The organism is Roseateles sp. GW821-FHT09G03 (genome assembly GCF_059416045.1).
The window spans coordinates 1,033,252-1,051,266 of sequence record NZ_JBWKOK010000001.1 but is presented as its reverse complement, the minus strand read 5'-3'; the positions used below and the strand labels follow the sequence as shown (position 1 = coordinate 1,051,266).

Here is an 18,015-nt window from a genome sequence, read left to right as displayed (position 1 = left end):
GTTCCGGTCTGCCGCTTAGATCAGCGGAGCAGCGCCGTTCTGGTCGTCTTCATGCAGCTTCTTGTAGGCCGCGCTCATGACGTCGTGGTTCACCGTGTCGGTCGCCGCGGAGGTGGTCGCCGCCGCGGTGGCCGTGGCGGTGTGGGCCGTCGCGCCGCCGAGCAGGTTGGCTTCCGGCTGGGCGAGCAGGTCGCCCAGGTGCGGCGTCGCCGCCGTCGCGCCGGTGGCCGTGTGCTGCGAGCCGTCCTTGGCGAACCACACGTCGGTCATGTCGTGCGTCGTGCCGTCCGACTTGGTGAAGCTCGACACCAGGCCCAGCACGTTGCCGTTGTCGACCTCGGTGCCCTTCGTCGCCCCCAGATTCAGGTCGGTGATGCCCAGGTCCGCCAGCGTCTTGAGCTCGCCCGCGTCGGTCTTGCCGTCGTGGTTGGCGTCGACCCAGACCTGCAGCTTGCTGAAGTCCACGTCCTTGCCGTTGATGTGACCGTCATGGTTGGAGTCCAGCGAGGCGAGGGCGGCGAAGCCGTCCAGGCCCTTGCGACCGTTGACCGTGGTGCCGGCGCCGAAGAGCTCCGCACCGCTGTCGATCGAGCCGTTGCCGTTGCGATCCATCACCAGCAGACCGTCGTTGCCGCCGACCCAACCCCACTTGTCGTTGTGACCGGTGGCGTTCAGGTCGAAGTTCACGCCGTGCGACGCGGACACCGTCTGGATGCCGTTGCCGTCCAGGTCCAGCACGATCGGCGAGGCCAGGAACAGGGCATTGGTCTGTTCACCGGTGAAGCCGGCCGTCTGGTCGGAGGTCATCGCCAGCACCTGCTGCATGTTCATGCTGGCCAAGTCCTGCGTGTCCCAGCCGATGAACTGGTCGGACGTCATCGCCACGATCTGGTCGGTCGACAGACCTTGCACCTGGATGGAGGTCAGCGCGTGGATGTCGCTGGAATCCATCGCCAGGATCTGGTCGGTCGTGAAGGCGTGGAACTGCGAGGACGTCAGCGTCGCGAAGTGCGTGCTGGTCATCGACGCGATGTCTTCGGTCGACAGGGCCGCGATCTGGTCCGTGCCCAGCGAGCGCAGTTGCGCCGTGCTGAATTCATGGACCTGGTCGCTGGTCAGCGCCGCGATCTGGTCGGTGTTGAACGCGTGCAGGGCGGTCGTGCTCAACGCATGGATGCCGTCGGTCGTGATCGACGCGATGTCGGCGGTCTCGATGCCGGCCACCTGCGTCGCGCCCACCGCGCTCCACTGCTGCGAGGTCAGGGCGTGGATCTGATCCGAGGTGAAGGCCTCGAAGTCGGCCGAACCGAAGGCCACCATGTTCGCGCTGCTGATCGCCGCGAGGTCGCCCGAATCGATCGCCTGCACCTGGTCGGTGGTGAAGGCGTGCAACTGGGCCGAGCTCAGCGACACGATCTGCTGCGAGGTCAGCGCCTGCACGTCGTCGGTGGCCAGTTGGCTCACCTGCAGCGTGCTCAACGCGGCGACCTGCTGCGTGCTCAGCGCGGCGATCTGGTCGGAGCCCAGGGCTTCCAGCTGCGCGCTGTCCAGCGAACGGATCGCCAGCGTGCTCAGGCTGCGCAGGTCACCGGTCTCGAAGGCCGCCATCTGGTCGGTCGTCAGGCCGTCGACCTGTGCCGAGGTCAGCGCCGCGGCTTGCGACGAGCTCAGGGCGACGATCGCGTCGGTGCTCAGCGCGCCGACTTGGGCCGAACCGAAGGCCTGCAGTTGCGTCGAGGTCAACGCGGCGACGTCGTCCGTCGTCATCGTCGAGATCTGCGCGGTCGTCAGGGCCTGCAGCTGGGCGTTGCTCAGCGAGCGGATCTGGCCGCTGGTCAGCGCGTTCAGGTCGTCGCTGGTCAGGTTGGCGATCTGGCCGGTCGTCAGCGAGGCGACCTGTAGCGTCGTCAGCGCGGCGATCTGGTTGCTGTCGAGCGCTTCCAGCTGATCCGTGCCGAGAGCGCGCAGGGCGACCGTGGACAGCGCACGCAGATCGGCGGTTTCCATCGCGGCCATCTGATCCGTCGTCAGGCCCTTGACCTGCGCCGAGGACAGCGCGGCCACTTGGCCGGAGGTCAGCGCGACCACCGAGTCGGTGCTCAGCGCGCCGATCTGGGCCGAGCTGAACGCCTGGACCTGCTGCGAGGACAGTGCGGCGACGTCGTTGCTTTCCATCGCGGAGACCTGAGCCGTCGTCAGGGCGGCGACCTGCTGGGTCGTCAGCGCCTTGACCTGGGCGCTGGTCAGCGCGTTGAGGTCGTCCGAAGTCAGATTGCTGACCTGGCCAGTCGTCAGCGCCGCGACCTGCTGGGTCGTCAGCGCGGCGACCTGGTCGGATCCGAGGGCCGCCAACTGGTCGCTGGTCAGTGCACGCAGGGCGACCGTCGACAGGGCCTTCAGGTCACCGGTTTCGATCGCACCGATCTGGTCCGTCGTCAGGCCGGCGACCTGCTTGCTGGTCAGCGCGGCGACTTGCAGCGAGCTCAGCGCCACGACCGCTTCGGTCGTCAGGGCGCCGACCTGATCGGAGCTCAGCGCTGCGACCTGGTTCGTGGCCAGCGCGGCCACGTCGGCGGTCTCCATCGTCGAGACCTGGGCGGTCGTCAGGGCGGCCACTTGGGCGGTGCTCAGCGCCTTGATCTGCGCGCTGGTCAGCGCGTTGAGGTCATCCGAGGTCAGGTTGCTGACCTGGCCGGTCGTCAGCGCGGCGACCTGCTGGGTCGTCAGGGCGGCGATCTGGTCGCTGCCGAGCGCTTCCAGTTCGGCCGAGGTCAGCGACGCCACCTGACCGGTGGTCAGGGCGCGCAGTTGACCGGTGGTCAGCGCGGCGAAGTCGTCCGTGGCGAACTGGCTGATCTGGCCCGTCGTCAGCGCGGCCACCTGGGTGGTGGTGAGCGCTTCGACCTGATCGGTGCTCAGTGCCTGCAGCTGGTCGCTGGTCAGGGCGCGCAGGGCGACCGTCGACAGCGACTTCAGATCACCGCTTTCGATGGCGGCCATCTGGTCCGTCGTCAGGCCGGCGACCTGCTTGCTGGTCAGCGCGGCGACCTGTGCGGAGGTCAGGGCGACGATCGAGTCGGTGCTCAGCGCGCCGACCTGGGCCGAACTCAGTGCGGCGACCTGGTTGGTGGCGAGCGCCTGCACGTCAGCGGACTCCATCGCGGCGACCTGGGCGGTCGTCAGCGCGGCGACCTGCTGGGTCGACAGGGCCTTGATCTGGCCGCTCGTGAGGGCATTCAGGTCGTCGGAGGTCAGGTTGCTGACCTGGGCGGTCGTCAGCGCGGCGACCTGCTGGGTCGACAGCGCGGCGATCTGGTCGGAGCCCAGCGCTTCCAGCTGGGCCGAGGTCAGCGCCTGCAGGGCGTTGGTCGACAGGGCCTTCAGATCCGCCGTTTCGATGGCGGCCATCTGGTCCGTCGTCAGGCCGGCGACCTGCTTGCTGGTCAGCGCGGCGACCTGCGTCGAGCTCAGGGCGACCACGGCGTCGGTGCTCAGCGCGCCAACCTGGGCCGAGCTCAGCGCGGCGACCTGCTGCGAGCTCAGCGCGGCGACGTCGGCGCTCTCCATCGTGGAGATCTGCGCGGTCGTCAGCGAGGCGACCTGCTGGGTCGACAGCGCCTTGATCTGGCCGCTCGTGAGAGCGTTCAGGTCGTCCGAGGACAGGTTGCTGACCTGACCGGTCGACAGCGACGCGACCTGGTTGGTCGTCAGCGCGGCGATCTGGTCCGAGCCGAGTGCGTCGATCTGGTCGGTGCCCAGGGCACGCAGGGCCGTGGTGGACAGCGCCTTCAGGTCACCCGTTTCCAGGGCGGCCATCTGGTCGGTCGTCAGACCGGCAATCTGCTTGCTGGTCAGGGCGGCAACCTGCGCCGAGCCCAGAGCGACGATCGCCTCGGTGCTCAGGGCGCCGACCTGGGCCGAGCCCAGGGCCTGCACCTGCGCGGTGGTCAGCGCGGCGACGTCGTCGCTGGTCATCGTCGAGACCTGGCCGGTCGACAGCGCGGCGACCTGCTGGGTCGACAGCACCTTGATCTGGCCGCTCGTCAGTGCGTTCAGGTCGTCCGAGGACAGATTGCCGACCTGCGTGGTCGTCAGCGCGGCGACCTGCTGGGTCGTCAGCGCGGCGATCTGGTCGGAGCCCAGCGCGTCAAGCTGGTCGGTGCCCAGGGCACGCAGCGCGACGGTGGACAGAGACTTCAGGTCGCCCGTCTCGATGGCGGCGATCTGGTCGGTGGTCAGGCCGGCGACCTGCTTGGTCGTCAACGCGGCGACCTGGGTGGAGGTCAGCGCGACGATGGAGTCGGTGCTCAGCGCGCCGACCTGCGACGAACTGAGTGCGGCGATCTGGTTGGTCGCCAGCGCGGCGACGTCACCCGACTCCATCGTGTTGATCTGGCCGGTGGTCAGCGCGGCGACCTGCTGGGTCGTCAGCGCCTTGATCTGGCCGCTCGTGAGGGCGTTCAGGTCGTCCGAGGACAGGTTGCTGACCTGGCCGGTCGTCAACGCGGCGACCTGCTGGGTCGTCAGCGCGGCGACCTGGTCGCTGTTCAGCGCGTCGAGCTGGGCGGTGCCGAGCGCGGCGATCTGGGCGGTGCCCAGAGCACGAAGCTGACCGGAGGTGAACGCACCGAAGTCATCCGTGGCGAGCTGGCTGACCTGACCGGTCGTCAGTGCGGCGACCTGGGCGGTCGTCAGCGCCTGGACCTGGTCGGTCGACAGGGCCTGCAGCTGGTCGCTGGTCAGGGCGCGCAGGGCGGTCGAGGACAGGGAGCGCAGGTCCGCCGTCTCGATGGCGGCCATCTGGTCTGTCGTCAGGCCGGCGACCTGCTTGCTGGTCAGCGCGGCCACCTGGCCCGAGGTCAGGGCGACGACCGAGTCGGTGCTCAGCGCACCGACCTGGGCCGAGCTCAGCGCGGCGACCTGGTTGGTGGCGAGCGCCTGCACGTCGGCCGATTCCATCGTCGAGACCTGGGCGGTCGACAGCGCAGCGATCTGCTGCGTCGACAGGGCCTTGATCTGGCCGCTGGTCAGCGCGTTCAGGTCGTCCGAGGTCAGGTTGTTCACCTGGCCGGTCGTCAGCGCAGCGACCTGCTGGGTCGACAGGGCGGCGATCTGGTCGGAGTTCAGCGCCTCCAGTTGGGCGGAGGTCAGCGACTGCAGCGCGTTGGTGGCCATCGCCTTCAGGTCGCCCGATTCCAGGGCGGCCATCTGGTCGGTGGTCAGACCGGCGACCTGCTTGCTGGTCAGCGCGGCCACTTGCGTCGAGGTCAGCGCGACGATCGAGTCGGTGTTCAACGCACCCACTTGCGCGGAACCCAGCGCGGCAACCTGCGCCGTGGTGAGGGCCTGCACGTCGGCGGACTCCATCGTCGACACCTGCGCGGTCGTCAGGGCGGCCACTTGCGCGGTGCCCAGCGCCTTGATCTGCGCGCTGTTCAACGCGTTCAGGTCATCGCTGGCCAGGCCGGCGACCTGCGCGGTCGTCAGCGCGGAGACTTGGACGGTGCTCAGTGCCGCGACCTGGTCGGAGCCCAGCGCGTTCAGTTGATCGGTGCTCAGGGCGCGCAGCGCGGTGCTGCTCAGCGCGCGGAGGTCGCCGGTCTCGATGGCGGCCATCTGGTCGGTGGTCAGGCCGGCGACCTGCTTGGTCGTCAGCGCGCCCACTTGAGCGGAGCTCAGTGCGACGATCGCGTCCGTGCTCAGCGCGCCGATCTGGGCCGAGCCCAGCGACTGCAGCTGCGCGGTGGTCAGCGCGGCGACGTCATCGCTGGTCATCGTCGCGATCTGGCCGGTCGTCAGCGATGCGACCTGTGCGGTCGACAGCGCCTTGATCTGGCCGCTCGTGAAGGCGTTCAGGTCATCGGAAGTCAGGTTGCTGATCTGGCCGGTCGTCAGCGACGCGACCTGGACGGTCGACAGTGCGGCGATCTGGTCGGAGCCCAGTGCCTCGATCTGGTCGGTACCCAGGGCGCGCAGCGCCGCGGTGGACAGCGCCTTCAGATCGCCCGTTTCCAGGGCGGCCATCTGGTCGGTGGTCAGGCCGGCGACCTGCTTGGTCGTCAGCGCGCCCACCTGGGCGGAGGTCAGTGCGGCGACGTTCTCGGTCGACAGCGCGCCGACTTGCGCGGATCCCAGCGCGGCAACCTGCGCCGTGGACAGGGCCTGCACGTCGGCGGATTCCATGCCGTTGATCTGGCCAGTGGTCAGTGCGGCGACTTGGGCCGTCGACAGCGCGCGAATCTGGGCCGAGCCCAGCGCGTTCAGGTCGTCGGAAGCCAGTGCCTGAACCTGGGCGGTCGTCAGCGCAGCGACTTGCGCGGTCGTCAACGCGGCGATCTGGTCGGAATTCAGGGCGTCGATCTGCGCCGTCGTCAGGGCGCGCAGCGCATTGGTCGACAGCGCTCGGACGTCCACGGTCTCGATGGCGCCGACCTGGTCGGTCGTCAGGCCGCCGACCTGCTTGGTCGACAGCGGGGCGACCTGCTGCGAGCTCAGCGCGGCGATGTTCTCGGTCGACAGCGCGCCGACCTGGTCGGAGTTCAGCGCGGCGATCTGTTGCGTGGACAGCGCCTGGACGTCGTTGCTCTCCATCGTGGAGATCTGCGACGTCGTCAGGGCGGCGACCTGAGCGGTCGACAGCGCCTTGATCTGGGCGCTGGTCAGCGCGTTCAGGTCGTCGGAGGTCAGGTTGGCGATCTGGCCGGTCGTCAACGCGGCGACCTGGGCGGTCGTCAGCGCGGCGATCTGATCGGAGCCCAGCGCGGCGATCTGGTCGGTGGTCAGCGCGCGGATGGCCGCGGTGCCCAGCGCCTTCAGGTCGCCCGTTTCCAGGGCGGCCATCTGGTCGGTCGTCAAGCCCGCCACCTGCTTGGTCGACAGCGCGGCGACCTGTGCGGAAGTCAGGGCGACGATGTTCTCGGTCGACAGCGCGCCGACCTGGTCGGAGCTCAGCGCCTGCACCTGGCCGCTGGTCAGCGCCTGCACGTCGGCGCTTTCCATCGTCGAGACCTGCGCGGTCGACAGGGCGGCGACCTGGGCGGTGCCCAGCGCGCGGATCTGGGCGGAGCCCAGTGCGTTCAGGTCATCGCTGGCGAGCGCCTGAACCTGGCCGGTCGTGAGCGCGGCGACCTGCTGGGTCGTCAACGCGCCGACCTGGTCGGAATGCAGGGCATCGAACTGGTCGGTGGTGAGGGAACGGATCGCGGCCGTGGACAGGGCGCGCAGATCCTGCGATTCCATCGCGGCCATCTGGTCGGTGGTCAGGCCGGCGATCTGCTTGGTCGACAGGGCGGCGACTTGTGCCGAGCTCAGCGCGGCGACGTTGTCGGTCGACAGCGCGCCGATCTGGGCCGAACTCAGCGCGGCGACCTGGGCCGTGGTCAGCGCCTGCACATCGGCACTTTCCATCGCGGAGACCTGGGCGGTCGACAGCGCCGCCACCTGGGCGGTGCCCAGCGCGCGGATCTGGGCCGAGCCCAGGGCGTTCAGGTCATCGCTGGACATGGCCTGGACCTGGCCGGTCGTCAGCGCGGCGACCTGGCCGGTCGTCAACGCGCCAACCTGGTCGGAGTTCAGCGCATCGAACTGGTCGGTGGTCAGCGAGCGGATCGCGGTCGTGGACATGGCGCGCAGGTCGCCCGTTTCGAGGGCGGCGACCTGGTCGGTCGTCAGGCCTGCGATCTGCTTGGTCGACAGCGCGGCGACCTGGGCGGAGCTCAGCGCGGCGATGTTCTCGGTGGACAGCGCGCCGACCTGGGCCGAGCTCAACGCCTGGACCTGGCCGGTGGTCAGCGCCTGGACGTCGGCGCTTTCCATCGTGGAGACCTGGGCGGTCGACAGCGCGGCGACCTGGGCAGTGCCCAGCGCGCGGATCTGGCCCGAGCCCAGCGCGTTCAGGTCGTCGCTGGACATGGCCTGGACCTGACCGGTCGTCAGCGCGGAGACCTGCTGGGTCGTCAGCGCGGCGACCTGGTCGGAATTCAGCGCGTCGAACTGGTCGGTGGTCAGCGAGCGGATCGCGGCGGAGGACAGCGCACGCAGATCCTGGGATTCAATGGCGGCGACCTGGTCGGTCGACAGACCGGCCAACTGCTTGGAGGTCAGGGTCGCGAACTGGCCGGAGGTCAGCGCGACGATGGCGTCGGTGGACAGCGCGGCAATCTGGGCCGAGCTCAGCGCGGCGACCTGGCCGGTGGTGAAGGCCTGGACGTCGGCGGACTCCATGCCCGAGACCTGGTCAGTCGACAGTGCGGCGATCTGGGCGGTGCCCAGCGCACGGATCTGCGCGCTGCTCAGCGCGTTCAACTCGTCGGTGGACAGCACCGCGACCTGGCCGGTCGTCAGCGAACCGATCTGGGTGCTGGTCAGCGCCGAGACCTGGTCGGAATTCAACGCCTGGACCTGGTCGGTCGACAGAGCGCGGAGAGTGGCGGTCGAGAGCGCCTTCATGTCATCGGAGCTGATGGCCGCCATCTGGTCGGTCGTCAGGCCCTTGACCTGGGTGGAGCTCAACGCGCCGATCTGGCCGGAACTCATCGCCTCGATCGAATCGGTGCTCAGGGCGCCGACTTGGGCGGAGCTCAGCGCGCGCACTTGTGCCGTCGTCAGCGCCTGCACATCGGCGCTGTCGACGCCGGCCAACTGGTCGGTCGTCAGCGCGGCGATCTGCTGCGTGGTGATGGCACGGATCTGGTTGGTGTCCAGGGCGGCGATCTCGTCGCTGGCCAACTGGCGGATCTGCTGCGTGGACAGCGCGCCGATCTGCGCGGTGGTCAGCGCGGCGACCTGGTCGGAATTCAGCGCGGCGATCTGGTCGGTGCCCAGCGCCTTGACAGCGGCGGTGCTCAGCGCGTGCACGGCGTCCGAGGTCAGCGCGGCGGCTTGGTCCGAGGTCAGCGCGGCGGTCTGGGTGCTGCTCAGCGCGGCGGCCTGGTTGGTCGCCAGAGCGGCAACGCCCTCGGTGGAGAGGGCGGCGACTTGTTGGGAGCTCAGGGCCTTGATCTGGTCGGTCTTCAGGGCCTGCAGGTCGTCGGAGGCCAGGGTGCCGATCAGGCTGGTGGAGAGGGCGGCCACCTGCTGCGAGCTCAGCGCGCGGATCTGGTCGGAGGCCAGCGCGTTCAGGTCGTCGGACTCCAGGTTGCGCACCTGTTGCGTGGTCATCGCGACGACCTGCTTGGTCGTCATCGCGCCGAACTGGTCGGAGCCCAGGGCATTCAGTTGCGCGCTGGTGAAGGTCTGCACCGCGGCGGTGGACAGCGCCCGCAGGTCTTCCGACTCGATGGCCGCGATGTTGGACGTCGTGAACAGCGACACGGCCTTGGTGCCGAGCGTGGCGAACTGCGATGTCGTCAGCGCCTGGAACTGCTCGGTCGTGAAGGCGGCCCAGTCTTCGCTGGTCAGGCGCGCCAGGGTCGTCGACGTGAGGGCGGCGATCTGGTCGGTCGTCAGGTTGGTAATCAGCGATGCCATCTTGGAACTCCGTGAACCTATGGGGGCGGATGCGCCCATAGGCGCGAGGTGGATTGGGTCAGCTTGTTGCCGGGCACCCGAACTTCCGGACGCCGTCATTCGGTTTTCGGTCGCCGATTGACAAACTTGAGCTAGCCCGGAAATGTTATTGGCGGCGCGCTTAACGTGAACGGAACAAAAGGGCCCGGAGTCGGCCTCAGTTCACGGTTACAGAAGCGGCGTAAAGCCCGCGAACGCGGGGGAGGGGATGCTTGCCGAGGCAAGGGATTCCGGCATCGTCATTGAACGATCGTTCACTTGTCACGTGCCAGACATCCAATGGTGATCGGCACTTACGCGCGATCCTGAAATTCGAATGGACAACGCTGAGCGCATTGAGGCGCGGATAACTGCCACCAGAGGTGACTGCTACAAAATGTAAACAGTGTGAACGAAGTCTGACCGGATCCATGACTGGCACCCGCCTCGGGCGATTCCCGGGTGTGTCGGGCGTGATAAGTTCACGGGTTTCCAGCCAGTCCGCCACGCTCAGTTTCAAGGGTATGAACGTTCCCATTAGTTATTGACGTCGAATTAATATGACAACGAACGCAACGAAGCCCTTCCGGATCCTCGGCATCCAGCAGATCGCCATTGGCGGATCGGACAAGGCAGCACTGCGCCGGTTGTGGGTGGACATGCTGGGGCTGCAGGTCACCGGCAGGTTCGTGTCAGAGCATGAGAACGTCGACGAGGACATCTGTGCGATCGGTGCCGGGCCGTACCGGGTCGAGGTCGATCTGATGCAACCGCTGGATCCGGAAAGGAAGCCGGCGGTTCATGCGACACCGCTCAATCACGTCGGGCTGTGGGTGGACGATCTGCCCAAGGCGGTCGAGTGGATGACCTTGAACGGCGTCCGTTTCGCGGCGGGCGGTATCCGCAAGGGAGCGGCGGGTCACGACATCTGCTTCATCCACCCGAAGAGCAGCGGCGAGTTCCCGATCGGCGGGGAGGGCGTGCTGATCGAGCTGGTCCAGGCGCCTGACGACGTGGTGAGCGCCCTGGGCGGCCCTGCCGGACCAGGGGCCTGATCCGCGCAGCCGGTGTGCCGCCTACGCCAAGGCTGGCACCGTCACCAGAACTTCCACCAGGGCGAAGGCTCGGAACGCTCCTCCATCGTCGCCTTGCGCCGCATGCCTGAGCGCTGGAAGTGCAGCAGGGGGATGGAGAACGGATCGACGCTCGCCGCGCCGCCGCCCTCGAGTTGATAGCCGAAGCGGGCGAGCAGCACCTCCTCGCCCAACTCCAGCGGATGGAAGGGCAAGGGATAGGCGTCCTCGCCGTCGTCGCCGGTCACGCCCTGCTGCTCCGCCCAGTACGGCGCCTCAAAAGGCAAGGGCTCTCCGATGTCCTCCAGGATGCCGCTGTCAGGGGACAGGCTCAAGGAGCGGATGAGGCGTCCGTCCTCCCAGACGGCAAAGGCGAACCAGTCGACCACGCTGTGCATCGCGTGCAAGGTGATCCGGCGCTTGCCGGCGATGTCGAGGAAGCGGCCCGGTAGTTGCGAGGGGTGGTCGACCGCGAACTCGCTGGCCGCGATGACGGAGACGCCGGGGAAGCAGCCGATGAACATCAGCGGGTCCGGCGGATTGGTGTAGCTCAGGTCGCCTTCGCCGATCAGTTCGAGCGATTCTCCGGGGAAGAGCGTTTCCGCCAGCGCGCGCGAGGCGTCGCGGTCGAGCGCCGGCTGCGCTTCCAGGGCCACGCGAGCGTCGCCGTCCGCGATGACCAGCATCCAAGTCTTGGCCCCCATGCGCCATCCTCTCCGATCGATGGCGAGGATGGTAATCGCGTCAACCCTGGTACGGCCCTTTCCCGGGCAGCGCCCACAGCAGGCCGAGCGTTGCGCCGGCCGGCGCGACGGTGAGGTGGTCCTCGCCGGCCAGCACGCGGCTCTCGATGCGCAGCGACTGGTAGCGGCGCTTGCGCAGCAGCGCCTCGAACCGGCGCGTGTCGGCGACGAGGTCGTTCTCCTTGTTGAAGCGCGGTCCCGGCGCCACGGCCTCGTAGGCGCCGACGTATTGGAAGACCCGGGCCGCCAGATCGGTGTGCTGCTTCGCATAAGCCGCTTCGCGCTCGAACATCAGGTGGCGGTCGAACCAGAACGACGGACTGCCGAGGATGTAGTGGCTGAACAGCGCCGGCTTTGCGAACAGCACCTGCGCCGCGAAGAGCGCACCATAGGAATGTCCGAGCAGGACGCGGCGGTCCGGGTCGAGCCGGTACCTGGCGGAGATCGCCGGCACAGCGACCTCGGCCAGGTACTGCAGGTAGGCCGCTCCTTCGCCATAACGAGGTGCGCCATAACGATCGGCGGGCTGGCCCGGCCGGGTTCGGGGATCGCTGGGGGTGTAGTCGCGCGAACGCATGTCCACGGCGGACTCATCCGTCGGCCCGGCCAGCCCGATGACGGCGAAGTTGGCAAGGTTGCGCCCCTGCTGGCCCACCCGGTTGCGCAGGGCCCGTACGAGCGGGAACGCATACGGGGCGTCGGTCACGAAGACGGCCGGCAGCGGACCGGCGTTCTGTGATGCGTTCTGGGGCGCATTCGGCGGCAGGTCGACCCAGACCTCGTAGCGGCGGCCGGTGGCCGGATCGGGCAGCGGGTGGACGAAGGTGCCTGGGAGGGCGTAAGGCCCGGTGGCATCCGGCAGCGCGGGGGCGGCGATGGACCGGACGGTCGGCATCAGCAGCGAGCCCAGCGCCGCGGCGAGGACTTGCCTGCGGTCGGTCATGCGAGGGAGTGGGAGCAACGAAGGGTCGCGAGTGTCGCGTCCAGTCGCAGCGGGCCGCTCCCCGGAAGCCGTTACGTGCGTTACGTGCGGCGTGCGCTCGAACGCGCGCCCCGCACGGGGGGCGCCTCAGTCGACCAGGATGTTCCGGTTCTTCAGCGTCAGGTGGATCTTGTCGCCGACCGTATCCTTGTTGAAGGGCTTGACGATGTAGCCGGTCGCGCCGAGTTGCGCGGCGCGGATGATGTCCTCCTTGCGCCCCTCGGCGGTGACCAGCAGCACCGGCACCTTGCGCAGCGGATCGGACTCCGGCTTGGCGCGTAAGGCTTCCAGGAACTGGAAACCGTTCATCACCGGCATGTTCACGTCGCTGAGCACGAAATGGATCGGCTCGCCGGATTCAGCGGAGAGCTCGAGCTGGCGCAGCGCCGCCTTGCCGTCCTCGGCTTCGAGGATCTTCTTGAAGCCGAGTTCGCGCAGCAGTCCGGAAATGATGCGGCGCATGGTCGAGAAATCGTCGACCACCAGGAAACAGAACTCTTCGCGTTTGATCGTCGTGACCATGTGGAACCCCTTCAGGGGGGGAATCCTAGCGCGAGGCGGCTCAGGCGTATTCGTCGAGGAAGGCGCCCAGGGTGGCGTGAGCGGGGGAGCGCCTCGCGTCGGCTTCATCGGCCCCATCGGTCTCCTGCTCCTGAACCTGTGTCGAGCCTTGAGGGGCGGCACTCTGGCCGGAGCGCTCCGCCGCCTTCGCCTGCGCGGCCTCCGCCGCCTGTTTCTGGATCTGGGCGATCTGGTCCATCACCATCTGCATCTGGGACTGCAGCAGCTTCTGGCGCTTTTCCTTCGCTTGGGCGTCCATCGTCGAGTCCGACGCGAGGTCCTTCATCTGCTTCTGCAACTGCTTGAGCTGCGATTGCAGGCGTGCGATCTGCGCGTCGGGGCCCGTGCCGGAAGCCGCGGACGAGGTCCCCGTCGAGCTCGACGTTGAGGAGGCGGAGGGAACGGCGACGTGCATGATGGATTCCTGGGCGATGCTCCGATATCGGCCACCGGGGCCGGGTCTTGAGTGGCCCGGAACCCCCCGGGTGTGACGCGGGCGCATCCCCGGGCCCGCACCGGGGCTCGCATCGGGGTCATGGCGCAGGGGGTAGCATCCCCGGATGACTTCGACAACGCCTGACCCCGTCGCCGCCCTGTTGCGCCACGCCGCTTCCACCTGGATCGCGCCACGCTTCCGCCATCTGGCGGACGACGAGGTGATGGAGAAGGCCCCCGGCGAGTGGGTCACGACCGTCGACCGCGATGTCGAGGCCTTCCTGACCCCCGAACTGCGCGCGCTGGTGCCCGGCTCACGCGTCGTCGGCGAGGAGCAGTGCGCGGAGACGCCCGAGCTGCTCGACCAGCTCGACGAGGGCGCCGTGTGGCTGGTCGATCCGCTGGATGGGACCTTCAATTTCATCTCCGGGCGCGAACCGCTGTCCTCGATGGTGGCGCTGCTGGAAGACGGCGTGACCGTCGGGGCCTGGATGCTCGATCCGATCTCGGGCGTGCTGCATCACGCCCGTCGCGGGCAGGGCGCCTGGCGGGAGTCGGAGCGGCTGCACGCAGCGCCGGGCTCCGGGCTGAGGCGGGCCGTCGTCAAGACGCGCTTCCTGCCGCAGGAGCATCAGGACCGCGTCGCGACCTGGCAGGGCGTCGAGATCCTCCCCGGCCTCAACTGCGCCGGCGCCGAGTATCCCGCGCTCGCCGAGGGCGCGTTCGATGCGACGCTGTACTGGCGCAAGCTCGCCTGGGACCATGCGCCGGGCACGCTGTTCATCACGGAAGCCGGCGGCTTCGCGGCGCGGCTCGATGGCACACCCTATCGCGCCGGGGATCGGCAGCCGGGCTTGCTCGTGGCGCGCAGCCGGGAGGTGTGGGACGAGGCGGCTGCAGCCTGGAAGACGACTGCGTGAGGCCAGGCGCGGGCTCTCCACGGGGCATGGGGCCTCCCTCCGGGAACCCCAAGCCCCATTCCGGCCCCACTCGCAGTCGCTGACGTCGCTCCCGTCTTGCGCTCGCTGACTTCCGGGGACGGTTGCATCGGTCGGTAGCGGTGCGGAACGCCGTTTGCCGCCTGCCGTCGATGACGGCTTCCCTCGATATCGCACGCCGGCTCGATCGGCTGCCCTGGTCGCGCTGGCATTGGCGCGTGGTGCTCGCGCTCGGCGTCGCCTGGGTGCTGGACGGACTCGAAGTCACCCTCGTCGGCTCCGTCGGCGCGGTGCTGGAAAGACCTGACACCCTCGGGCTGAGCGCCGTCCAGGTGGGCTGGTCGGGGTCGCTGTACCTCGCGGGTGCGATCGTCGGCGCGCTGATCTTCGGGCGGATGTCCGACCGGCTCGGACGCAAGCGGCTGTTCCTGGCGACGCTCGCGATCTACGCCGTGGCCACGCTTGCGACGGCCTTCTCCACCGACTTCACCTTTTTCGCGCTGTGCCGTTTCGTCACCGGCCTGGGCATCGGCGGCGAGTACGCCGCCATCAATTCCGCGATCGACGAGCTCGTGCCCGCCCGCGTGCGCGGCCGTGTGAACCTCGCCATCAACGGCAGCTTCTGGATCGGCGCGGCGCTGGGCGCCGCGTCCAGCCTCCTGCTGCTGCATCCGGACGTGCTCGGCCCGGTTCAAGGCTGGCGGGTAGGTTTCGGGATGGGTGCGCTGCTGGCGGTCGGCATGGTGCTGGTGCGCCGTCATGTGCCGGAGAGTCCCCGTTGGCTGCTCCGTCATGGCCGAGTCGAAGAAGCCGGCCGGATCATCGACGCCATCGAGGCGGAAGTCGCCGCCCAGCACGGACCGTTGCCGCCGGTTCCGCCGGCGGCGCAGGGCGAGCATCGCCGCGCCGTGCCCACGATGCGCGAGGTGCTGCACGTGCTGCTGCGCCGCTACCGCGTGCGCAGCGGCGTGGCCCTGGCGCTGATGCTGGCGCAGGCCTTCTTCTACAACGCGATCTTCTTCAGCTACGCGCTGGTGCTCACGCGCTTCTACGGGGTCGCCGACCATCGGGTGGCGCTCTACATCTTCCCGTTCGCGCTCGGCAACGTGCTGGGCCCGCTGATCCTGGGGCCGCTCTTCGACCGGGTCGGCCGCCGCCGCATGATCGCGCTGACCTATGGTTTGGCGGGCGTCGGTCTGGCGGCCACCGGCGTCGCTTTCGTGGCGGACGTGCTCGATGCGCGCTCGCAGGCGCTGTGCTGGTCGGCGGTGTTCTTCTTCGCGTCCGCGGCGGCCAGTTCCGCCTACCTGACGGTCAGCGAGATATTCCCGCTCGAGATGCGCGCGATGGCGATCGCGATCTTCTACGCGGTCGGTACCGGGGCAGGGGGGTTCGCAGCGCCGCTGCTGTTCGGGTGGCTGGTGGAGAGCGCGGATCGCGGCAACGTCGCGATCGGCTACGGCATCGGCGCGGCGTTGGTGATCGTGGCGGGGCTGCTCGCGCTGCGCTTCGGCGTCGATGCGGAGTGCAAACCCCTGGAGGACATCGCGCCGTCGATGGACCATGCCTGAAAGCTCCCTTTCCCGCTCGCGGGTGAGGACAGGGGTCAGGGCCAGCGGCGATGGAGGTGCTGAAGCCGTTGAGGGTGGACGCGTCAGCGCTTCCCGAACCAGCGCCGCACGCGGCGCTTCCAGTCCAGCCACTGGCGGTGGCGCGAACGGTCGATGCGCTTCACGTCGATCAGCGTCACGTCGCCGCAGGCCGACATCGTGTGCAGGCCGCTGGCGAAGTCGCGATGCGCGAGGTCGCCGGTGAAGGTCGCCGGCAGCGCCTGGACCTCGACGGCCTCCGGTGACAGTCGGTTGAAGCGCACCCAGCGCGTCGCGCCGCCGTAGCCGGTGCGGCTGTCCTGCACGGGCAGCGTCACGAGACCGTCCGCGCCGACGAAGGGCGTGCCGGCGGGACGCGCGCCGTCATTCGCGGACCTCACCGGATTCGCGCGATGCGGCGTCCAAGGACCCTGCAGCGTATCGGCATGGGCGACGTGCAGTTCGCGCTGGTCGCGCTTGTCCGGGCCGATGACCGCATAGAACATCCACCACACCCCGTCATGCCGCAGCAGCGAGGCGTCGACCGCGCGCACGCCCGGCAGCAGCGCGCAGACCCGCTCCCAACGTTCCCAGCGCTCGGCGCCATCCACAGCGCGGTAGAGCGCGACTTCCTCCGCCTGGCTGGACTCGGGGACCATCCAGACCTGACCCTCGTACTCGAAGACGAACGGATAGGAGAGGTGGAAGGGTGTCCGCAGCACCGGCCTGGGTGCGCTCCACGCGCCGCTGCTCAGGTCGAGTGTGAGACGTTGCAGGTCGGCGCGCTTGGTGCGGTAGTCGAAGTTCTCGACGAAGACATGCAGCGCGTCGCCGTCGCGCAGAGCGAAGGGATCGGCGTAGTAGCGCCAGTCGCCGGCCTCGGGCATCCAGACGATACGGTCGCGCAGTTCGCGCAGACGTTCGGGGCTGAGCAGATCGATGCGTTCGGGGACGACGCCGACGGTCCAGAAGTCCGACTTCGGACGCTTAACCATGAACCTCAACCATGGACGTCCTCGACGCTCAGCCCGGTCAGGTCCTGCACCCGGGCGCCCTGGCGCACGAGCACGTCCTGGTAGAGCCCCAGCGTGGCCCGCACGGCGGTCGAGCGGTCGTAGCGTTGCATGTCGTAGTCGACGGGGCGGCGGTTGTCGCGTTGCCGCTGTGCGAGCGACGCGGCGATCGCCTGGCCCATCGCCGGCACGTCGTCGATCGCGACGATGGCCGACTGCGCCGGATCCAGCATCTCGCGCGCACCCAGCGTGGCGGTCGCCACGATCGGCAGGCGGGCGCGCATGGCTTCGAGGATCGCCAGCGGGAACTGCTCCTCACGCGACGAGGACACGTACAGGTCCATCTCGCCGAGCAACTCGTCGACATTCCAGCGGAAGCCGAGCAGGTGGATGCGCTTGTCGCCACCGCGCAGCGACTCGAGTTCGGCGCGCTGCGGTCCTTCGCCGATCAGCACGAGATGGGCGTTCGCCGGGGCGTGCTGCTGGAAGGCCCGGATCAAGGTGTGCATGCCCTTGGCCGCATGCAGCCGGCCGACGCAACCGATCACCGGCGCGGCCTGCGGGATGCCGAGCTCCATGCGCAAGGAGCCGGACGGCGCCTTCGCGGCGCAGGAGCCGGGACTGCGTTCCGGGGCCCAGTTGTAGATGACGCGATGCATGCCGCTGAATTCCTTCAGGTGACCGACCTGCGCCGAATTGACGCATACCAGCGCGTCCATCCGCGCATGGTGATGCGTCTTGTACCCGACATGCAGCGTGCCCACCCGGGCGCTGTGTCTGGCCGCCGCCACTGCCTTGCAGGCAGGGCCGAGGTGGCCGTGCACGACATCCGCGCCCAGCTTCGCCGCCAGGCGGCGCACGCGGGCGCCGCGGAGCAGCGGCAGACGCAGACCGTGATAGCTCACGCGCTGGTCCAGCGCATGGCGGACCGCGGATCCCGCCGGCCCGATCACATGGACCGTGTGGCCCAGCGCGGCCTGGGCGTTGGCCAGGTCGACGCAGTGATGCTCACCACCGGCGATGCGAGACGAGAAGACCACATGGACGATGGAAAGTGCGCGCATGACGTCGAATCGGCAAAAAGGATAAATAACGTCCGGAGTCTATTTCTTAACATTCAGCAATAAAGCGGGATTTCCCCCGAGAACGTGGGGTGTACGGTGCGTCAATAGCAAAGGTGTGCGCTATTTCCAGT

At 68.6% G+C, this 18,015-nt stretch carries 10 protein-coding genes; 3 read left to right on the top strand and 7 right to left on the bottom strand.

Annotated features, from left to right (window positions below; translation table 11 throughout):
* Positions 1-15 precede the first annotated feature (15 nt).
* A complete protein-coding gene (locus AC07OZ_RS04675) occupies positions 16-9,468 on the bottom strand; it encodes an SPM autocatalytic domain-containing protein (RefSeq protein WP_495465984.1) in 9,453 nt (3,150 codons plus the stop codon).
* 578 nt (positions 9,469-10,046) lie between these two features.
* Here AC07OZ_RS04675 and AC07OZ_RS04670 point away from each other — a divergent pair.
* On the top strand, positions 10,047-10,541 hold the full coding sequence (locus AC07OZ_RS04670) for a VOC family protein (protein ID WP_495465983.1): 495 nt from the start codon (positions 10,047-10,049) through the stop codon (positions 10,539-10,541).
* Between the two features lie 41 nt (positions 10,542-10,582).
* Here the strand turns inward: AC07OZ_RS04670 and AC07OZ_RS04665 are convergent, their stop codons facing one another.
* The 4 genes from AC07OZ_RS04665 to AC07OZ_RS04650 form a co-directional block, all read right to left on the bottom strand.
* On the bottom strand, positions 10,583-11,263 hold the full coding sequence (locus AC07OZ_RS04665; protein WP_495465982.1) for a DUF6928 family protein: 681 nt from the start codon (positions 11,261-11,263) through the stop codon (positions 10,583-10,585).
* A gap of 40 nt (positions 11,264-11,303) precedes the next feature.
* Positions 11,304-12,245 (bottom strand): alpha/beta hydrolase, encoded by a 942-nt coding sequence (locus tag AC07OZ_RS04660; RefSeq protein WP_495465981.1) that lies wholly within the window; start codon positions 12,243-12,245, stop codon positions 11,304-11,306.
* A gap of 126 nt (positions 12,246-12,371) precedes the next feature.
* Positions 12,372-12,806: a response regulator gene (locus AC07OZ_RS04655; protein WP_495465980.1), complete on the bottom strand. Its 435-nt coding sequence runs from the start codon at positions 12,804-12,806 to the stop codon at positions 12,372-12,374.
* Between the two features lie 40 nt (positions 12,807-12,846).
* Complete coding sequence (locus tag AC07OZ_RS04650; protein ID WP_495465979.1) at positions 12,847-13,260, bottom strand: FlxA-like family protein; 414 nt, start codon at positions 13,258-13,260, stop codon at positions 12,847-12,849.
* Between the two features lie 145 nt (positions 13,261-13,405).
* Between AC07OZ_RS04650 and AC07OZ_RS04645 the strand changes: the two genes are divergently transcribed.
* Both AC07OZ_RS04645 and AC07OZ_RS04640 read left to right on the top strand, forming a co-directional pair.
* A complete protein-coding gene (locus AC07OZ_RS04645) occupies positions 13,406-14,200 on the top strand; it encodes an inositol monophosphatase family protein (protein WP_495465978.1) in 795 nt (264 codons plus the stop codon).
* A 170-nt stretch (positions 14,201-14,370) separates the two neighbouring features.
* Positions 14,371-15,789 (top strand): MFS transporter, encoded by a 1,419-nt coding sequence (locus AC07OZ_RS04640; RefSeq protein WP_495465977.1) that lies wholly within the window; start codon positions 14,371-14,373, stop codon positions 15,787-15,789.
* An 83-nt stretch (positions 15,790-15,872) separates the two neighbouring features.
* Here the strand turns inward: AC07OZ_RS04640 and AC07OZ_RS04635 are convergent, their stop codons facing one another.
* On the bottom strand, positions 15,873-16,802 hold the full coding sequence (locus AC07OZ_RS04635; protein ID WP_495465976.1) for a glucosamine inositolphosphorylceramide transferase family protein: 930 nt from the start codon (positions 16,800-16,802) through the stop codon (positions 15,873-15,875).
* A 5-nt stretch (positions 16,803-16,807) separates the two neighbouring features.
* Positions 16,808-17,884: a glycosyltransferase gene (locus AC07OZ_RS04630; protein ID WP_495465975.1), complete on the bottom strand. Its 1,077-nt coding sequence runs from the start codon at positions 17,882-17,884 to the stop codon at positions 16,808-16,810.
* Between the last annotated feature and the right edge of the window lie 131 nt (positions 17,885-18,015).